Raw genomic sequence first — 17955 nt, 5'->3', positions numbered from 1 at the left:
GCGGCCAAGGCCGCTCCTGTCCCGCAACCTCAGGAACGCCGGCGCGCTCCTTCTTCGGGTTTTCGGCCCGCATTGGCCGTCTTCTTCCTGCTTTTCCTGGCGCTTGCCGGAGGCGGAGCCTATCTTGGCTTCACTAAGAGCGGACAGGAAACGCTTCGAAGCATGCTGCCGGGGATGGAATCGCTTTGGTCGCGCGGAGGCAAGACGGGCCCGCAGTTCGACGTCCGGAACCTGATCGGATATTACGAGCCGAATTCGGAAGAAGGAAACCTGTTCATCATCAAGGGGCAGGTGATAAACGTGGGACGTACACGGAAAAGCGGCATCCGCATACACGCCGCGTTGCTCGACGAAAAGGATCAGCCCCTCAAGGAGACGTCCTGTTACGCCGGAAACGTCCTCCAGGGAGATATGCTGCGAAAGTCTCCCAGGGCCGAAATCGAGAAAATCCTTTCGAACCGATTCGGCGAACGCCTGACGAACATGGACGTCCAGCCGGGGAAATCGGTGCCCTTCATGGTGGTATTCTTCAACGCCCCGGCTGATATAAGCGCCTACCGGCTGGAGGCAAAGGAGGGGGATTAGCTCAACGGATGCCGGCGGTTGACGGCACGCGGCGTCCCTACGACTTCTTCTTCTCCTCGTCCGACTTGGCGGGAGTGACGTCGACTTCGTTCTTGTCCTTCATCGACTTTTTGAAATTGCGTATGCCTTCACCGAGCCCCGACCCGATCTGTGGAAGTTTCCCGGCCCCGAACAGCAGGACCACGATAACGAGGATGATCAGGAGCTCCGGCAAACCGAGACCGAACATGCGCCCTCCTTCTTAACGAAAATCCAATTTATATACTATACCTTCGGGCGTTTTGCCGCCTCATTTTTCCCTGATCGTCTCCTCGACCGCCACGCCGAAGTGGCGTCCGGCGGCCTCTTCCGCCAGGAGTACGACATCCCCCTCGGCGATCTTCGCCACGGAAACCGCCGCGCCGCCGGGGCGCGCCACGCGGATCGTCTCCGCATTCTGAAGTATGACGGAGTGGACGGCACCCGTGGGAGTCTTCGCGCGGATCAGCAGCAGCGGGCGGCGCTCCACCTTGACCCGCCCCACCGACGCCGTCTCCCCCTCTCCCGATTCTCCGACCAGCAGGATCTCGGACCCCGAGGAAAGCTCGGAAAGGTAGGCCGTGCGCCCCCCGGGCACCCGGCAATATGAGTGGACCCCCCCGGCGTTGACTCGGAAGGGACGCGGGAGAACGTACGGGTTCGGGACGTTCTCCGCGCATATGAGAAACATCCCCGCGCTGGAATTCCCCACAAGCATCCCCCGGTTCCCCTCGATCAGCGTGCAGGTGTCGACGCAGACCCGGTCGCCGATACCGAGCGGCAGGATCTCGACGACCCTGCCTTCGACAAGCGGCGTGCTTTCCGGTTCCTTTCTCGCCGACGCGGCAAGGGAGCGCATGCCGCCGGGCGTATCCGCGACGAGGACGATCCCGTGGACCCCCTTTTCCAGGATTCCACGGTACAGCCTCACCTCCTCGGGGGTGCGCGCCGCGACCAGGATCTTCCTCCGCCACGCCACGAGGTTCTCCAGCGGGATGACCTCGCGGTCCTTCGGGGCAACGACCCACATCATCTCCGCAGGCGAAGAGAGTATCGCGGCCTCGTCCTTCTTTCCTTCCATGCCGGTGACGCGGAAATCGCATCCCTCGCGGATGTCTCCCTCGGCGCAGACGGTCCGGACCCTGCCGAGTTCCCTCGCCCGGTCCGACGAGCCATCGGGAACCCAGAGCGTGTCGACGCCTGATTCCAGCGCGGCGACAGCCATCTCCTTTTCCCACGGGATCACCCGCGCCCAGAGGACGGGTGGCATCACTTCCCCTTCGACTTGAGGATCCCCATCGCCTCGGGGAGCGTCGCACCGCCGTGGACGATGGACACGATCGCCTTGACCATCGCGGCCGGGAATTTGTGCTGGAAGACGTTCCTGCCGATGGATGCCCCGGCGCCCCCCGCGGAGAGGGAATCACTTACCATCCTCAGCACTTCCTCGTCGCTCTCCATCTTTTCGCCTCCGGCTATGACCACCGGAGAGGCGCAGCCGTCCGTCACCTCCCGGAACGTTTCGGGGGAGCCGGTATAGGGAACCTTGACGATGTCGGCGCCCATCTCGGCACCGACGCGTGCGGCGTGACGCACGTACCTCACGTCGAACTCGTTCTTTACCTTCGGGCCGCGGGTGTAGATCATCGCGAGGAGCGGCATCCCCCACCGCTGGCAGGAGCTGGAGACCGCGCCGAAGTCCCGGAGCATCTGCGCCTCGTCGTCGGCGCCGAGGTTCACGTGGATCGACACGGCGTCGGCGCCCATCTGCAGGGCGTCCTCCACCGTGGCCACCAGCACCTTGCGGTTGGAATCGGGGGACAGGTTCGTGCTTGCCGAAAGGTGCATGATGAGCCCGAGGTCCTTCCCGTAGCCCCGGTGGCCGAACATGGCCGCGCCCCGGTGAACGACCGCGGCGTTTGCGCCTCCCTCTGCGACCAGGTTCGCCGCGGGCGGGATCTGGATCAGTCCCGGGATGGGTCCGACCGTCACCCCGTGATCCATCGGGACGATCACCGTCCTCCGCGTGTTCCGGTCCACGATCCGCTCCAGGCGGACCTTCTTTCCGATCATCGCCCCTCCCCCTCCAGCTTCGGAAGGTCCGGCCCTACTTGAACACCCCTCGGACCTTCAGCAGCTCGTTAAGGTACCCGATGTTTTCGGCGAACTTGCAAGCCTCCTCGTATTTCACCTTGCCGGAGGAAACCAGGTCCGCAAGGTTCCAGTCGATGTTGACGAACTCCTCGACGGCGGACTGCATCACCGCGCGAAGCTGGGTAACCTTCCCCTCGCGGATCGCGTTCCGGATGCGGCTTGACGTGCTCATCCTTTCCCATGCCAGGACCCGGCCGGATCCCGCAGCCCGCCGGAGAAGGCGCTGCGAGAAGACAAGAAGAAAGCACTCCGCGAGCTGGGCCCGGACCTGGTGCTGCTGGTTCCCCGGGAAAATGTCGATGATGCGGTCGATCGCGGCCGTAGCGCTGTTCGCGTGGAGCGTCCCCATGACGAGGTGGCCCGTTTCCGCAGCAGTGAGCGCGATGGAAACGCTCTCGTAGTCGCGCAGCTCCCCGATAACGATCACGTCGGGATTCTGCCGGAAGATGTGCCGCAGCCCGTCGGCGAAGGAGAGCGTGTCGGTCCCGACCTCGCGCTGGTTGATGTTGGAGTTCTTGTGCCGATGAGTGAACTCGATCGGGTCCTCGATGGTGATGACGTTTGCCTTCCTCTCCCTGTTGATCGTCTCCACCATGTTGGCGAGCGTGGTGGACTTGCCGTGACCGTTCGGGCCGACTATCAGGATCAACCCCTGGGTCTTGAGCGCGAAGTCCCTCAGGAAATCGGGAAGCCCGAGCTCGGCTGCGCTCGGTATGTTTTCCACCACGTGCCGCGCCGTGAACGCTATGGAATTGCGCTGACGGTATACGTTGCAGCGGAACCGCGCCAGTCCGTGGAGCGAATAGGCGAAATCGAGCTCCCTGTTTTGCAGAAAGATCTTCTTCTGCTCCGGCGTCAGGATGCCGACGATCATCTGCTCGATCTCGGCCGGCTTAAAGGCGGGCAATCCCAGGCGCCGGATTTCGTTGTCGACGCGGATGGAGGGAATCGCGCCCGCGGAGAGGTGCAGGTCCTGCCCCTTCCAGGACACCAGCGCTTCAAGGAGGCTGTCCAGATTCTTTTCGACCCTGGCGACCTTTTTCGACGCCTTCTCGTCCTTGATATTCAACGCCGTCGTGCCGTAGCCGTACGCCTGGAAGAACTGGAGCGCCCGCTCGAAATGGATCGCGGAGAGGATGACGGCCTTTGTACTGTGGCCGGATTGGAACTCGATGTCCGAGAGCGCGGAAAGGTCCGTGGGGTCGACCATCCCGACGACCAGCTTCTTCCCCTCGAAACCGATGGGCAGGATCCGGCGCAGCCGGACGGTTTCCAGCTGGACCAGGCGCTGCATGGCGGGCGGGATTTCCACCTTTTCCAGGTTGATGTGCTGCATTCCCATCTGTTCCGAAAGCGCGTTCAGAAGGGCTTCTTCGTTCAGGAATCCCAGGCGGATGAGGTTCTCTCCGAGGGTCCCGCCGAGCTGGCTCTGGACGGTCAGCGCCTGCTGAAGCTGTTCTTCCTGAATTACTCCCGCCGCTACGAGAATCTCGCCGATCTTCATCCGTTTGTCAGGCATGGTTCCTCCCGTACACCGTGAATGCGGAACCGATGTTCCAAATCTATCGCAGGCGGGGAAAAAACGGCAATATCAATTTCCGATGCCGGAGAGCCGCGCCCGCGCGCAGACTCCCTTTATCGCGCAAATCGCGCATGCCTCCACCCTTCCCGGAGAGCACTCCTTCAATATTCCGATCCGGGTCAGTGCGAAGTCGAACTTCACCGGGTCTTCCGGGCAGACGGCGCGGAATGCGGCGGTGATCTCCTCCGCCATCCTCCAGCCGGGCGTGACGCGGCGCGTCAGACCCAGCAGCCGCCCCATCCGGATCATGTGCGTGTCGAGGGGAACGACAAGGTCCCGCGTGGAAAGAGCGGTCCAGATCCCCAGGTCGATCCCGTCGCCGCCGCGCACCATCCACCGCAGGAAAAGGTTGTGGCGCTTGCAGGCCGATCCCCTTCGCGGATCGGGAAAGAGGAAGTTCCTTTGGCGCGGCAGGGCTCCGCCCCAGGCCGCGCGAAAGCCGTCGAGAAAACGTGCGAGAGCTTCCCGCATATCCGTGCACGGACCGTCCATGCCTTTGCGGAACATCGACTCGAGGTTTCCGTGGGCTAGATATGCCTTTCGCATGCATCCGAGGAAACGGCGGACCCCGCCTTCCGAAATGAAACGGTGGTACAGCCCGGCGATCCGCCGTTCCGGGAGAGGGAGCGGTCCTGCAATCGCCTTGTGCGGCGATGGGCCCAACGCATCGAAGAAGCGTGACAGGAATGAACGAATCTGGGTGACGTTGCCGAAGGCGAAAGACGCGGCGATGAAGGCGGCAGCCTCACGGTCCTTGAAGGAGCGGAACCGGTGCGCGAATTCCAGGGGGTCAGAGGGCAGGAACTCCCTCCCACGCTCCGCGACGGCGGCCGACAGGGCCTTCTTCAGTGCGGCCGAGGAGCCTACGGAATCACCTTGTTCAGCGGGTACTCCACGATTCCCGACGCGCCCGCTTTTTTCAGGACCGGCACGAGTTCCCGCACTGTCTTTTCGTCGACGATCACTTCGAGGCTGAACCATCCCGCCTCGCTTAAAGATGAAATGGTGGGGTTCTGCATCGCGGGAAGCACCTTCAGGACATGGTCGAGGCTGTTCCGCGGTACGTTCATCTTCAGCCCGACCTTCTCCTGCGCCCGCAGCGCGCCGGTGAGGAGCATCGCGACGTTTTCGATCTTCTGGCGTTTCCACGGGTCCTTCCACGCTTCCCGGTTTGCGATCAGGACCGTCGTGGACTCCAGGATCGTCTCGACGACCCTCAAGTTGTTTGCCCGGAGAGAGCTCCCCGTCTCGGTCAGGTCGACGATCGCATCCGCAAGCCGCGGCGGCTTCACCTCCGTCGCGCCCCAGGAAAACTCGACGAGCGCCTCGACCCCGCGATCTTTAAGGTACCGCCGGGTGTACTGCACGAGCTCGGTGGCGATACGCTTTCCCTGAAGATCTTCGATGCGCCTGATCGGCGATTCGTTCGGAACAGCCACTACCCACCGGACGGGGCGCAGGCCGCCCTTGGCGTACAGCAGCGGGCACACTTCCTTCACCTTCGCGTTCTGCTCCATCACCCAGTCTCGCCCGGTAAGCCCGACGTCGAGGATGCCGTCCTGTACATACCGCGCCATCTCCTGGGCACGGATGAGAAGCCCGGAAAGCTCCTCGTCGTCGATGGAAGGGATGTAACTGCGGGATCCCACCGTGATCGTGAAGCCGGCCTTCCGGAACAGCGCGAGCGTGGAATCCTGCAGGCTTCCCTTCGGAAGTCCAATGGACAGGACGTTCCTCTTTTTCTCCTTCATGACTCACCTCTTCGAAATCGTAAGAAGGTAATTCTACCCGCGCCGGCTCGCCTTCCGCAACCGTCAAACGACGGCGGCATGCATCAAGGCGCCTGGAATGCGGATCGTGATCAATTGGAGACGGGCGGCTTGCTTTCGAGCTTGCGGATGGCGTCTTCGGCGGCCTTGCGCACCTGCAGGTCCGAATCCGCCAGCAACGGACGGAGCGGCCCGGAGCCGTCGCCGCACCCGAGATCGCCGAGAGCTGCGGCAGCGCGGGCGCGCACGGAGGGGTTTTCGTTTTTCAGCGAAAAAAGAAGCGGCTCCACCGCGGCGTCGCCCATCCGGGACAGGACGAAGCCCGCGACGTACCCGAGTTTCTCGTCGCCCAAAAGTTCGACCAGCGGAATGACCGCGCGCGTGTCCTTGACCTGTTTCAGCGTGCAGATGCTGGCGATCCTGATGCCGACGTCTTCCTCTTTCCGTTTAAGGGTATCGAGGCAGCCGGCGAGCACGCGGTCCCCCATCCCTTCGAGAACTACCTCCTTCCAGTGATCGGTTTCGGGGTCGCCGCTCTTTTTCAGAAGCGGGCGCAGGTTCGTGTCGCCGAACTGCTTCAGCGCGATAACGCAGATCCAGCGGACCTCGGGGTCCTTGAGGCCTTCGACAAGTTTTTCAACGGAAGACGGCTCGGAAAGCGCCATCAGCGCCGCCACCGCCGCAACCTTGACTTCCGCGCCGGGACCGCGCATGGTCTCCAGGAGTTGAGGGAGCGCAGGGCGGTATCCTGCTTTACGGACAGCCGCGGCTGCACCGATCTTCTGAAGGGCGTTCCCTTCCCTCAGGAACCGGAGCAGGATTCCGCTTCCGGCGTCGGGTATCCTCGCGAAGGCATCTTCGGCCGCTTCCCGCACATCCGGATCGGGATCATCGAAATATCCCCCGATGACCTCGAGCATCGAGGGATCTTCCTTTTCCCCCAGGATCTGTATCGCGTAATATCGGGCCTGCGGGAGGGGATCGGACAATCCCTTGCGGACGTAACGGAGAGCTTCGCCCGTGCCGATCGCTCCCAGCGCACGGATCGCGCCCATCCTGACTTCGGAACTGCCGTAGGTCAGAGAAGAGGCCAGAAGGGGGACGGCCCCCTCCCCGAATTTCGGAAGTGACTCCATCGCCGCATCGCGTACGGAGGGGACGACGCTGTCGGCCTTTCCCATGACCAGCCTCAGGTTGCCCTCGCCTCCGAACTGCGCCAACGCCTGTATCGCATGCACCTGGACCGACGGGACGGGGTCGGAAAGCGCCGCCTGTATGGAAACGACGGCGGAACGGGCATCGAGCTGCCTGAGGATGAATATGGCGTTGCCTCGGACAAGGGGATTTTTATGCTTCAACGCCAACGTCGTCTTCGCGACGGATTCGTCTCCGATGTTTACAAGGGTTCCGCAGACCAGCCAGCGGATCTCTTCATCTTCGAGCGCGCCGAGGAGCGCGTCGACCGCGGCGGGCCCGAGATCCACAAGCCGTTTCATGGCGTGGGCGCGCACTCCCGCCTCGCGGTTCTTCAGATATGGAAGGATCCCCTCGGCGGCTGCAGCCCCGCCCTTCACGAAATGCTCGTCGATCTCCGCCACTCCGGCACGGGCCGGATCTTTCGTGCGGTGCTCGGCGCACCGAACGGCGGACGGAATCGACAGAACAAGCAATACGGCGATGATGTATCGGGCAACGGCGCTTCGCAGTTGATTTTCCCCCGCATACAGTTGCTATTACTGCATGCCCATTTTGATACATATATCGGCATTCCGCCCGGATTTATTTACTTGCCCGATCGCCCTTCCCTATAAAATGGGGTAGGGCAACGAACTGTGACGCGCCCGGAGGATCCGAATGAGCGGCGACAGCGCGCTGGTACTTATGTGCAAGGCGCCGGTTTCCGGTAAGGTCAAGACGCGGCTCTGCCCTCCATTAACACCACGAGAGGCCGCGGGGCTTTATGCGTGCCTCCTCGAAGACACCGCCGCCGAAGCGGTATCCCTGCGAAGGCTCCGCAAGTTCCTCTTCCATTCTCCGCCGGAAGCGAGGGGCCATTTCCTCGCAGCTCCCTTTTCCGGATTCATCCTGATGGACCAGAAAGGATACGATCTCGGGGAACGGATGACGAATGCGATGGATGCGGCGTTCTCGAGCGGGGCACGAAGGGTTGCGGTCATCGGGGCCGATTGCCCTGCGCTTTCCGCGGGACGGATCCGGTCGGCGCTCCGGGAACTCGAGGATGGGGCCGATGCGGTTTTCGGCCCGGCCGAAGACGGTGGCTTCTACCTCATCGGCCTTTGCGCCCCCTCCCCGGACCTGCTGCGCGGGATTGCCTGGAGCACCCGGACCGTTCTCGCCGCAGTGATTTCAAGATGTCGTAATGCCGGGATGGCTTATGCGCTGCTTCCCGCGGAGTTGGATATCGATACGGCGGAATCCCTGGACGAACTTCGCCGTCGGATGCGTCTCGGCCCCCGTCCCGCATGCCCGCGGACGCGGGAATGGCTCGGGATCGCCTCCCGCAGGGTCTCCCCGGTTACCGGCAGAATCACCTCTTAACTCCGGAAGGAACGATCGTCCTGCCCATGCCGAGGTCGACGACCTCGCTCCGGAGTATGACCTCTTTCAACCCCTTCGATGGGACGGCGATTTCGTATTTTCCGGTTTCTCCGTTCAGCATCGCCCCCTCGCCATGATGTTCCGCCTTCGGGAATACCGTTTTCCTCTCCCGCCGCCCGTCCCGGTAGACGAACTCCACCACGATGCCGATCGACTTGAGAGACAGGTCGGGTATATCCTCTCCCCGGTTCGTCACGAAGACCGTGAGCAGATCCGCCTGGTCCCGCTTGTCCTTCTTCACCTCGACAGGAAGGGTCGCATTCGGCACGATGCTCACGTTGTAGTCCACCCAGACGCCGTATACGAGGAAAAGCGTGGCGAAACCGGCAAGGACCGGACCCGCGACCTTGATCCACCTGCCGTAACGGGTCCAGAGGTCGGCGAGTCGTCCGAACCGCCGATCGCCGGCGAGAAGGAGGCGGAAGCGATCGCGCCTTTCGCCCGTCGGGCCGTATTTATCCCGGAGTTTCCCGCCTGGCGGCAGGATCTTCCGGCAATGAGGGCATTCCGCGGCATCGACCGCGATTTGAAGAGTGCAGTACGGACAGGTTGCGTATTCCCGGTCTTCCGGCTGCAAAGGCGGCAGATCTGCCATCGTTTTTACCTGCGGGGAAAAGCCTTCTGCTCCTTCTCCCGTGAGAGGAAATGCGCTAAAAGCCGGACGGGAACGCCTGTCGGGCCGGGAGCGTATCCCATCCTGTCCTTTTCCCGCCACGCAACGCCGGCGATATCCAGGTGGACCCACGGCGTGTCGCCGGCGAACTCCTTCAGGAAATACCCGGCGGTTATCGTCCCCGCTTCCGGGCCTCCGATGTTCTTGAGGTCCCCGACGTCGCTCTTTATCTGCTCGAAATACTCCTCGTGCAGCGGCAGTTCCCACACCTTCTCGCCGGAGGCGGCCGATGCTTCCTTCATGCGGGAGAGAAGCGATTCGTCGTTCCCCATCATGCCCATCGTCACGCTCCCCAAAGCGACGACGCACGCGCCGGTCAGCGTGGCCGCGTCGATCATTTCGGCCGGGCGATACTTCATCTTAACGTAGGTGATGGCATCCGCGAGGATGAGGCGCCCTTCCGCGTCGGTGGATAGCACCTCCACCGTTTTCCCCGACATCGTCCGAAGGACGTCCCCCGGCCGGTACGCCGTGCCGGAGGGCATGTTTTCCACGGCGGGGACGACCGCGACGATGTTCCTGCGGATCCCGAGAGCCGCGGCCGCGCGGGCGGTCGCCAGCATTCCCGCGCCGCCGGCCATGTCGTACTTCATCTTTTCCATACCTTCCCACTTTTTCAGCGAGATCCCGCCGGTGTCGAAGGTGACGCCCTTGCCCACGAGCGCCGTCCACGGTCCACCCGGCCGGCCGCCGCGGTATTCCACGACGATCAGCCTCGGGGAAACTTCGCTCCCCTTCCCGACCGCAAGGATCCCTCCCATCTTCCATGCCCGGATGTCCTCCACTCCGTGCACCCGTACCCGGATCCTTTTTTTCGCATCCGCACCCAGGCCCTGCGAAACTCCCTTTGCGGCGCGAGCCAGCCCGTCGGGGCGCAGGTCCGCCGGGGGAGAGGCCACGAGGTCCCGCCCCCAGTTGATCGCCTCTCCCAGCCGGGCGCCCTCTTCCAACCCCGCCTTTACCGTCCCTGCGACCGCCCGGTTGAACTCGACGATCCGGAATCTTTCCACGCGGCCGGCTTTCTCCGACTTGTACCGGTCGAATTCATACGAGGAGAGCGATGCGCCCAACGCGGCGAACCGGGCCGCCTCCCGGGGGTCCAGTCCGCCGATCCCGGCGCCATGGAGAACCGATGCGACGGTTTTAAGCTTCAGTTTCTTCGCGATGCGCAGCACGGGAAGGGCCGTCTGCCGTACTCGATCGGGAGTGAACTGTTCCTTCTTGCCGAGGCCTGCGACCAGCACGCGGGGCGATGCGATCCCCCGGCCGGGACGGAGGAGGAGGGTTTCACCCCATTTCCCGTCGAAATCTCCATCGGCGATCGCTGCCGAAATCGCGCCGCCGATCGCGGCGTCGACAGCCCCGGTGGCGCCTCCCGGCTTCTTCACGCCTTCGAAGAGGTTGACGACTATAATGTCCGCCTTGTGCTTGCGGATATCTCCGGCGACCAACTCGATTTTCATCAGGGCTCTCCCGTTAATGAACGATCTCCTGTTCGAACGGCGCGGCGAATCGTTATCAAGACGCGACTGCCGACCCGCAGGTTTCATTAAACGTTATTTGGGCCGGAATGCATTGTCAAGAAATCCGGGCCGCCCCATCGCGCATGATAAACTTGAAAGAACGCACGAATTCGCAGGGAGGGGACTTCCGCCATGTCGCGACCTTTCTACACACGCACCGACCTCAACGCGTTTCCCGATCTCAAGGAGTTCGCGCCGGACGCATTCGAGGCGTACAACGCCTGGTCCGCCGCAGCGTTCGCGGAGGGGGCGTTGAGCAAAAAGGCCAAGGAGTTGATCGCGTTCGCGGTCGCGCACGCCATCCAGTGCCCTTATTGCATCGACGTCCATTCCAAAGGAGCTTCTTCGGCCGGCGCCTCGCGCGAGGAAATGACCGAAGCGATCCATGTCGCCGCCGTCATCCGCGGCGGGGCGTCCCTGGTCCACGGCGTGCAGGCGCTTCAATCGCTGGACGAAGACTGACGGGAGGTACCCCGCGATGGCGTTTCCGCTCGATCCCGACGGCAGGTTTCACGTTCCCCGGTTCGCCGTCCGCGAAAAGGACGGGGCGTTCATCGCGATCGACCCGGAGCACGCAAACTGGATCTGCCTGAACCGGGCCGGAATCGGTTTGCTGGGGCGTCTCGAGGGGATGACGCTTACGGATGCGATCCCGTTCGCCTCCTCATGCTGCGCGGCGTCTCCCGATGAAGCGGAAAGATTCCTCCGTAAATTCACGGCGGAACTCGCACGGAAGGAGTTCCTCTCGACGCATCCGATCTCATCCGAACTCGTGGAGCGCAGCCGCCTGCTGGGGCCGGAGCGGCTCCACGAAGTCTGGATCGTCACCAACTACGAGTGCAACCAGGCCTGCCGCCATTGCTACACTTACGACCGCGTGGCCAACGACCGGAGGCGCATCCGGAAGGAGGCCCTGCTTGCCATGATGGACGAATGCAGGTCCCTCGGAGCGGAGGTGTTCTACCTTACCGGCGGGGAGCCGTTCCTGCGCGCGGATCTTCTCGACCTGATCGCCGGAGCGACGGCGCGTTCGCGGGCGATCCTGTTCACCAACGGGACTCTGGTCACCGCAGAGCGGGCTTCGCGGCTTGCGGCGTACCGTGAAAGGCTCGTCGTCCAGGTGAGCATGGAGGGGCCCGACGAGGAAACGAATTCCCTCCTGAGGGGAAAGGGATCGTTCGCCGCGGCGATGGAGGGAATACGCAACCTTCTACGCGCAGGCGTTCGGGTCGGCGTGAGCTCCACGCCCACGCCGCAAACCGCCCCAAGGCTGCCCGACCTGACGCGCCTTCTGGCGGGATTGCGCGAAGGAAGCCGCGGAATAGACTACCATCACATCATTTACGTGCTCGACGCGGGGAACGCCAGGGAGGGAAACACCGCCGGGCTTTCCGCTTCCGATCTGATCGATGTGATCACCGGATGCAAGGAGGCCCTCCGGCTGGCCAAGGGGGTGGGCGCACGGACGGGACTCAAGATTACCAACGACAAGATATTCGAGGCGATCGCCTCCAACGGACCCCGCAAGGACATGTGCGGCGCGGGCTACACCATCCTCGGGATCAACGCGGACGGCATGCTTCACCCGTGCGCCACTACCATGCACGACCCTTCCTGCAACCTCGGGTACCTGCTGGACGAGGGGGGAGATTATCTCACCGGCGAAATCGGGCGGCTGTGGCGGGAAAGCGCCGCAGTCCGGCGGATCCGTTCCTTCACCGTCCTGCCTGGCGGCGGAAAGGTGGAAGACCTGCGTTACTTCCACGGAGGCGGCTGCTGGTACCATATGCGGGACCCGCAAGGTGACATCTCGAAGGAGCACCCGTTCTACGCCGCCTACGAATCGCTGACGGAGAAGGCGATCCTGCACGTCGCCACGAAGGACATTCCCGCAGACGACCCATCGAAGGAGTCGCCGCGCCCGAAGATATATTCCTCGATGGCCCGCACGCGGATCGCCTGCGCCGGCGTTCGGAAGACGAAGGACCTCTCCGCCACCGGGATGGACAACGGCTACTGCATCTGCTTCGCGTAACCTGCGTTCAAAATCGCGGTAACATTTCTCCACGATACCTGGAAGGCGCACGTTGCACGATGTCCCGCGGGCGAGCCGCCGAGACGGGGTGCCCCTTGCGGGGGCCTGTAGCGACGAGCGGTAGCCAGGGAGGGCGGGCCGCTCCTGCGCATCCATGCGCGCGCGGCACGCTGCCCTCCATGGCAGCGAGCGAGGAGCTCGCGAGCCGTAGACCGGCCATGGACGGCCGGGCAAGGCGTCCCCCGCAAAGGGGTACCCCGTGAGGCGTGCGTAGCCCGCAATTGATCTTCCAAAGCGTGGCGTCTTCCGGGCATAACGCTTATTGATGTTGCCGAACTTATGAACGCGAGGACTCAGAGCCCCAGGTACGCCTCTTTGACGTGGTCGTCCGCCATGAGCTGCCTGCCGGTGCCGTGGAGGACGACGCGGCCGTTCTCGAGAACGTAGGCCCGGTCGCAGAGCGCCAGCGTCTGACGGACGTTCTGCTCGACGAGCAGGACCGTCACCCCTTCCTCGTTGATCTTCTTCACGATCTCGAAAACGTCCTGCACGAGGATCGGAGCGAGCCCGAGTGAGGGTTCGTCGAGCATGAGCAGCTTCGGCTGGGCCATGAGACCCCTCCCTATAGCGCACATCTGCTGCTCGCCGCCGGACAACGTTCCGGCGGGTTGCTTGCGGCGCTCACGCAGGCGCGGGAAGAGACCGTACACCCATTCCAGCGTCTCCTTCCGCTTCGGTTTCGCGACGGGGGAAAGGGACCCCATGATGAGGTTTTCCTCCACGCTCATCTCCCGGAAGAGTCGCCGCGCCTCGGGAACATGCACGACGCCGTGCCCGATGATCTTGTCGGGGGGCACCTGGTCGAGCCGAACGTGGTCGGTGTAGATGGAGCCGTTCCGGGGTCTCAGTATCCCCGAGATCGCTTTCAGGGTTGTCGACTTCCCCGCGCCGTTCGCCCCGACGAGGACCAGGATTTCCTTCTCCCTGACCTCGAAAGAGACGCCCCACAGCACCTGGAGGTCGCCGTAATAAACGTCGATGTTTTCCACCCTAAGCATAGTCGGTCCCCAGGTACGCCTCGATGACCGCCTTGTTCTGCGCCACTTCCTGCGGCGTCCCCTCCGCGATGGTCTGACCGAAATTGATCGCGTGTATGCGGTCGGATATCGTCATGATCACGTGCATGATGTGCTCGATGATGATGATCGTCGTCCCGTTTTCCCGGATCTTCTTGATGAGCTCGATAGCGTCCAGAAGCTCCGTCGGGTTCAGCCCCGCCGCCGTCTCGTCGAGCAGGAGAAGCTCCGGCCTCGTGGCCATGGCCCTCGTGATCTCCAGGCGCTTGCGCCCGGCTATCGGCAGCGATTTGGCCAGTACGTCCTTGACCTGTGAAAGTCCGCAGAACTCGATTGCGGACCTTGCCAGCTCCCGTGCCTCCTTCATCGTGTTCACCCGTGAGAAGGCGGCGGCCGTGACGTTGTCCATCACGCTCATCCGTCCGAGCGGCTTGACCACCTGGAAAGTCCGGCCGATCCCCAGCTTGCATATCCTGTGGGTCGGCATCCGGTGGATTTCCTGTCCCTTGAACAGCACGGAGCCGGAAGTCGGGCGATGATACCCGCTGATCATGTTGAACGTCGTCGTCTTGCCGGAACCGTTGGGTCCGATGAGCCCGAGGATCTCCCCTTTTTCCACCTGGAAGGAAACGCCGTTGACCGCGGCGAGCCCTCCGAAGTATTTCACCAGATTATCTACGCGGAAAAATGACAACGATCCTCTCCTCTAAGCGGCGATCTTGTTCCGGGCGAAAACGTTCCGGATTTTCGGCCAGTCACCCACGATCCCGTTCGGCAGGACCAGGATGACCACTACGACCAGGATGCCGAACCCAAGTACGTGTGCTCCGGTGATCGTCTTCGCCATCGATTCGACGGCGGCGGACCCGGTGGCTCGCCCCAGGAAATCGAAGAGGCCGAAAAAGCCGGAACGGAAAAATTCCTGGACCGTCACCATGATGAAGGCGCCCACGGCGGGACCGTAGACCGTCCCCACGCCCCCGACGATGCCCACCAGGATGGCCATGATGGAAATGTCATGGAGGGAAAACACGACATCGGGATCGATGAACCCCATGTAATTCATGTAGAGGGAGCCCGCCACCCCGGTCCAGAAGGCCGCGACCGCCAGCGAGAGCATCTTGTAGAAATGGGTGTCGATCCCGAGGCTCTCCGCGGCGTCCTGGTCCTCCCGGATGGAGACGAAGTAGTACCCGGGCTTGGAGTGGACGATCCACTGGATGCTGAGCATGCTGGCGACCGCCAGCGCCAGCGCAACGTAATAGTAAGGGATCTTCGACACGAAGGTGGGCATGATGAGGATGCCGACCATTCCCCCCGTGAATCCTTCCGCGATGGCTGCGCTGTGGCGGAGGACTTCGTTCAGCGCCAGGGTGGCCAGCGCGAAATAGGCGCCGCGCATCCGGAAGCATATCCAGCCGAAAGGCATGCCCACGGCCACCGCGACGAATCCCCCGATGGCCAGCCCCCACCACGCCGAAAGCTGAAGGTGATGGGAAAGGAGCCCCGCCGCGTAGGCGCCGCTTCCGAAAAAGGCGGCGTCCCCGAAGGAGACCTGGCCCGTGTACCCCGCGATGAGGTTCCACGCCGATCCGATGACCACCCACATGAGGAACATGATCATCAGGTGCCTGTAATAATTGTCCTCGACGACGAGGGGGAAGACCGCGAGAACGGCGAGGACGATCAAGGGAACCAGGTTCTTTTTCATCCGTTTTGCTTCCCCTACACCTTCGTCAGCCGCTTGAACCCGCCCGGAAGGAAGAGCAGGACCAGGACGAAGATCGTCATGCCGATGATGTTCTCGTAATCCATGCTGATGTATGTGGCGCCGAAGCTCTCCGCGAGCCCCAGGGTGACTCCGCCGAAGATTGCGCCCACCGTGGAGCCGAGGCCGCCGAGGATGGTGATGATGAAGGCCCTGGCGGTGAACGGCCCGCCGATGTCGGGAAACACGTAGAAGACGGGGGCGAGCAGGCTTCCCGCTGCAGCGACAAGAGCCGAACCGAGGCCGAAGGTGACGATAGTGATCCGCCCGGTGTTCACCCCCATCAGGACCGCGGCGTCCTTGTCCTGGGCGGTTGCGCGGATCGAGCGCCCGATATCCGTCTTGATGAGAAAGAAGAACATGGCGACGGTGAAGGCTATGGCGATCAGGAAGGAGATCGTCAGAGCCACGCTGAAGGAGATGTTTCCGAGGAAAAAGGTCGCGTTGGAGTAATCGGTGCTCACCGATTTGTAGTCGGACTTGAAAATGAACCGGACGACTTCCGTCAGCACCATGCCGATCCCCACCGTCATGAGAACCTGGTTTTCGGGAAGGATCGTTTCCACTTTCAACAGGGGATTCAGCAGGTAACGCTGGATCACGCAGCCGAGGAGGAAAAGCGCGGGCATGGCGACGAACAGGGAGATGTACGGATCCACGCCCGCCACGTGCAGGATGTAGGTGATGTACATTGCGACCATCATCAACTGCCCATGAGCCAGGTTGATGATTCCCATGACCCCCATGATGAGCGTCATGCCGATCCCGATCAGGGCGTACAAACCGCCCTTAAGTACGCCTGCAACGAGTGTCTGCAAAAAGACGTCCATGACCGCTCCCGGGCCTTCCCTGACTACGGTTCGTCAATGGACCGGGCGGCGGTCAAGCCGCCCGGTCCCGAGAAATGATCATCGTGCCGCATGCTTCGGCGCGTTATTTACGCTTGCTCCACTCCGGAACGGGGAACACGTACTTCTTCTTCGCCACTTCCTTGGGCCACACGGTTTCCAGGCTGCCTTTCTGCCACTGGACCATGAAAGTGGGAAGTTTGTTCTGCTGTGTCTTTTTCCCGTACGATACGAACTTGACCGGCCCGAATGCGGTCATCATGTTTGTTGCGGCAAGGGCATCGCGTACATCCTTGGGAGTGATGCTCTTCGCCCTCTTCAATGCGTCGGCGACGACGTAGAGCGAGGCGTACGCTTCGGCCCCGTGGTACTCGGTGTCTTCCTTGTATTTCGCGCGATACCTCTTGAAATAGTCCATCGCTCCGGGATAGGGAACGGACTCCACCCACAGGGTGGCCGAGTATACGTATTCGGCGGCCGGCCCGGCGTTCTTCTGGAACTCGGGCAGGGTGAACCCTGCCCCGCCTCCGATGTAGACCTTGGGGTTGAAATTCAGTTCCTTAGCCTGGCGCATCAGGAGCGCGGCGTCCATGACGTACGAAACCATGTATACCAGGTCCGGATTCTGGGCCTTCACCTTCGTCAGCAGGGGCTTGAAGTCGACTGCCCCCTTGTTGTACCCCTCCTTGGTGAGGACCTTGATTCCCATCTTGTTGCAATCAGCCTCGAAGGACTTCGAGCTGGACTGGCCGAAGAGGGAATTCTCGAAGAGGATAACGGCCGTCCTGGGCTTTACCACGTCCTGCAGGAAGGAGATGACCGCTGAGGGGTACTCGCTGGCGGGCGGGTTGATCCGGAAGACGTAATCGTACTTCTTTTCCGTGACCTCGTCCGCCGACCCCGTGGTGACCAGGAATGGAACCTTGAACTGTTGGGCGACAGCGGTGATCGCGGCGGTGACGGAACTGGAATAAGCTCCGGTAAGGACGGGAACCTTCTCACGGGATATCAGCTTTTCGACCGCGGAGCGGCCCACATCGGGTTTCCCCGTATCGTCCTCGAAGAGAAGCTCGAGCTTGTTCCCGTTGACGCCGCCCTTCGCGTTGATCTCTTCCGCAGCCATCTGGAAAGACCGCTTCTCTATCTCGCCGAACTTCGCCTGCTCTCCGGTCAGCGGGAGCACAATGCCGACCTTGATATTGGCGGCTTCCGCCGCGTTGATCAACAGCATTGAAAGGACAAGTGCGAAAACCATGAATGTCGATTTCCTTCCGAATCCCATGAGGCCCTCCCCTCCTGTTTTTT

At 62.4% G+C, this 17955-nt stretch carries 18 protein-coding genes; 4 read left to right on the top strand and 14 right to left on the bottom strand.

Going from position 1 to position 17955, the window contains the following annotated elements; translation table 11 throughout:
• The first annotated feature begins 72 nt into the window (after positions 1–72).
• Positions 73–585 carry a DUF3426 domain-containing protein gene (locus HY896_09820; protein ID MBI5576643.1) on the top strand — a complete coding sequence of 171 codons (513 nt, stop codon included), beginning with the start codon at positions 73–75 and terminating at the stop codon, positions 583–585.
• A gap of 37 nt (positions 586–622) precedes the next feature.
• Here HY896_09820 and HY896_09815 read toward each other — a convergent pair whose 3' ends face one another.
• The 7 genes from HY896_09815 to HY896_09785 form a co-directional block, all read right to left on the bottom strand.
• Positions 623–814: a twin-arginine translocase TatA/TatE family subunit gene (locus HY896_09815; protein ID MBI5576642.1), complete on the bottom strand. Its 192-nt coding sequence runs from the start codon at positions 812–814 to the stop codon at positions 623–625.
• A gap of 60 nt (positions 815–874) precedes the next feature.
• Positions 875–1873 (bottom strand): 3-dehydroquinate synthase II, encoded by a 999-nt coding sequence (locus HY896_09810; protein ID MBI5576641.1) that lies wholly within the window; start codon positions 1871–1873, stop codon positions 875–877.
• Positions 1873–2676, bottom strand: coding sequence for a class I fructose-bisphosphate aldolase family protein (locus tag HY896_09805; protein ID MBI5576640.1), 804 nt, complete (start codon positions 2674–2676; stop codon positions 1873–1875). The genes HY896_09810 and HY896_09805 overlap by 1 nt, the downstream gene beginning before the upstream one ends.
• A gap of 34 nt (positions 2677–2710) precedes the next feature.
• Complete coding sequence (locus HY896_09800; GenBank protein MBI5576639.1) at positions 2711–4276, bottom strand: PilT/PilU family type 4a pilus ATPase; 1566 nt, start codon at positions 4274–4276, stop codon at positions 2711–2713.
• Positions 4277–4348: 72 nt separating this feature from the next.
• Positions 4349–5320, bottom strand: coding sequence for a TIGR02757 family protein (locus HY896_09795; protein MBI5576638.1), 972 nt, complete (start codon positions 5318–5320; stop codon positions 4349–4351).
• Complete coding sequence (locus tag HY896_09790) at positions 5203–6090, bottom strand: ATP phosphoribosyltransferase (protein ID MBI5576637.1); 888 nt, start codon at positions 6088–6090, stop codon at positions 5203–5205. The genes HY896_09795 and HY896_09790 overlap by 118 nt, the downstream gene beginning before the upstream one ends.
• Before the next feature lie 110 nt (positions 6091–6200).
• Positions 6201–7778 (bottom strand): HEAT repeat domain-containing protein, encoded by a 1578-nt coding sequence (locus HY896_09785; GenBank protein ID MBI5576636.1) that lies wholly within the window; start codon positions 7776–7778, stop codon positions 6201–6203.
• 184 nt (positions 7779–7962) lie between these two features.
• Between HY896_09785 and HY896_09780 the strand changes: the two genes are divergently transcribed.
• A complete protein-coding gene (locus tag HY896_09780) occupies positions 7963–8667 on the top strand; it encodes a TIGR04282 family arsenosugar biosynthesis glycosyltransferase (protein MBI5576635.1) in 705 nt (234 codons plus the stop codon).
• On the opposite strand, the gene HY896_09775 is transcribed toward HY896_09780, so the two are convergent.
• Both HY896_09775 and HY896_09770 read right to left on the bottom strand, forming a co-directional pair.
• A complete protein-coding gene (locus HY896_09775) occupies positions 8657–9322 on the bottom strand; it encodes a hypothetical protein (GenBank protein MBI5576634.1) in 666 nt (221 codons plus the stop codon). The two genes, HY896_09780 and HY896_09775, sit on opposite strands and share 11 nt — an antisense overlap.
• Before the next feature lie 5 nt (positions 9323–9327).
• Positions 9328–10863, bottom strand: a complete 1536-nt coding sequence (locus HY896_09770; protein ID MBI5576633.1) for a leucyl aminopeptidase — start codon at positions 10861–10863, stop codon at positions 9328–9330.
• A 192-nt stretch (positions 10864–11055) separates the two neighbouring features.
• Here HY896_09770 and HY896_09765 point away from each other — a divergent pair, with 192 nt between their 5' ends.
• Together HY896_09765 and HY896_09760 are read left to right on the top strand one after the other, a co-directional pair.
• Positions 11056–11385, top strand: coding sequence for a carboxymuconolactone decarboxylase family protein (locus HY896_09765; protein MBI5576632.1), 330 nt, complete (start codon positions 11056–11058; stop codon positions 11383–11385).
• A gap of 16 nt (positions 11386–11401) precedes the next feature.
• Positions 11402–12958, top strand: a complete 1557-nt coding sequence (locus HY896_09760) for a radical SAM protein (protein MBI5576631.1) — start codon at positions 11402–11404, stop codon at positions 12956–12958.
• 353 nt (positions 12959–13311) lie between these two features.
• Here the strand turns inward: HY896_09760 and HY896_09755 are convergent, their stop codons facing one another.
• From HY896_09755 to HY896_09735, 5 genes are all read right to left on the bottom strand, one after another.
• Entirely contained in the window at positions 13312–14016 is a 705-nt protein-coding gene (locus tag HY896_09755; GenBank protein ID MBI5576630.1) for an ABC transporter ATP-binding protein, read from the bottom strand.
• Positions 14009–14728, bottom strand: a complete 720-nt coding sequence (locus HY896_09750) for an ABC transporter ATP-binding protein (GenBank protein ID MBI5576629.1) — start codon at positions 14726–14728, stop codon at positions 14009–14011. The genes HY896_09755 and HY896_09750 overlap by 8 nt, the downstream gene beginning before the upstream one ends.
• Before the next feature lie 12 nt (positions 14729–14740).
• Entirely contained in the window at positions 14741–15745 is a 1005-nt protein-coding gene (locus HY896_09745) for a branched-chain amino acid ABC transporter permease (protein ID MBI5576628.1), read from the bottom strand.
• 14 nt (positions 15746–15759) lie between these two features.
• Positions 15760–16632: a branched-chain amino acid ABC transporter permease gene (locus tag HY896_09740; GenBank protein ID MBI5576627.1), complete on the bottom strand. Its 873-nt coding sequence runs from the start codon at positions 16630–16632 to the stop codon at positions 15760–15762.
• A gap of 103 nt (positions 16633–16735) precedes the next feature.
• On the bottom strand, positions 16736–17905 hold the full coding sequence (locus HY896_09735) for an ABC transporter substrate-binding protein (GenBank protein MBI5576626.1): 1170 nt from the start codon (positions 17903–17905) through the stop codon (positions 16736–16738).
• Between the last annotated feature and the right edge of the window lie 50 nt (positions 17906–17955).

This window comes from Deltaproteobacteria bacterium (assembly GCA_016218975.1).
In the GTDB taxonomy this organism is placed as follows: domain Bacteria; phylum Desulfobacterota; class Deferrimicrobia; order Deferrimicrobiales; family Deferrimicrobiaceae; genus JAENIX01.
This window is presented reverse-complemented; position numbering and strand designations above follow the sequence as displayed.

What these genes read in the sequence shown, in the direction of transcription:
- HY896_09815 (MBI5576642.1), bottom strand. Translation starts at nt 814, where the DNA reads ATGTTCGGTCTCGGTTTGCCGGAGCTCCTGATCATCCTCGTTATCGTG.
- HY896_09810 (MBI5576641.1), bottom strand. Translation starts at nt 1,873, where the DNA reads ATGCCACCCGTCCTCTGGGCGCGGGTGATCCCGTGGGAAAAGGAGATG.
- HY896_09805 (MBI5576640.1), bottom strand. Translation starts at nt 2,676, where the DNA reads ATGATCGGAAAGAAGGTCCGCCTGGAGCGGATCGTGGACCGGAACACG.
- HY896_09800 (MBI5576639.1), bottom strand. Translation starts at nt 4,276, where the DNA reads ATGCCTGACAAACGGATGAAGATCGGCGAGATTCTCGTAGCGGCGGGA.
- HY896_09795 (MBI5576638.1), bottom strand. Translation starts at nt 5,320, where the DNA reads ATGGTTCAGCCTCGAAGTGATCGTCGACGAAAAGACAGTGCGGGAACT.
- HY896_09790 (MBI5576637.1), bottom strand. Translation starts at nt 6,090, where the DNA reads ATGAAGGAGAAAAAGAGGAACGTCCTGTCCATTGGACTTCCGAAGGGA.
- HY896_09780 (MBI5576635.1), top strand. Translation starts at nt 7,963, where the DNA reads ATGAGCGGCGACAGCGCGCTGGTACTTATGTGCAAGGCGCCGGTTTCC.
- HY896_09775 (MBI5576634.1), bottom strand. Translation starts at nt 9,322, where the DNA reads ATGGCAGATCTGCCGCCTTTGCAGCCGGAAGACCGGGAATACGCAACC.
- HY896_09770 (MBI5576633.1), bottom strand. Translation starts at nt 10,863, where the DNA reads ATGAAAATCGAGTTGGTCGCCGGAGATATCCGCAAGCACAAGGCGGAC.
- HY896_09765 (MBI5576632.1), top strand. Translation starts at nt 11,056, where the DNA reads ATGTCGCGACCTTTCTACACACGCACCGACCTCAACGCGTTTCCCGAT.
- HY896_09760 (MBI5576631.1), top strand. Translation starts at nt 11,402, where the DNA reads ATGGCGTTTCCGCTCGATCCCGACGGCAGGTTTCACGTTCCCCGGTTC.
- HY896_09755 (MBI5576630.1), bottom strand. Translation starts at nt 14,016, where the DNA reads ATGCTTAGGGTGGAAAACATCGACGTTTATTACGGCGACCTCCAGGTG.
- HY896_09745 (MBI5576628.1), bottom strand. Translation starts at nt 15,745, where the DNA reads ATGAAAAAGAACCTGGTTCCCTTGATCGTCCTCGCCGTTCTCGCGGTC.
- HY896_09740 (MBI5576627.1), bottom strand. Translation starts at nt 16,632, where the DNA reads ATGGACGTCTTTTTGCAGACACTCGTTGCAGGCGTACTTAAGGGCGGT.
- HY896_09735 (MBI5576626.1), bottom strand. Translation starts at nt 17,905, where the DNA reads ATGGTTTTCGCACTTGTCCTTTCAATGCTGTTGATCAACGCGGCGGAA.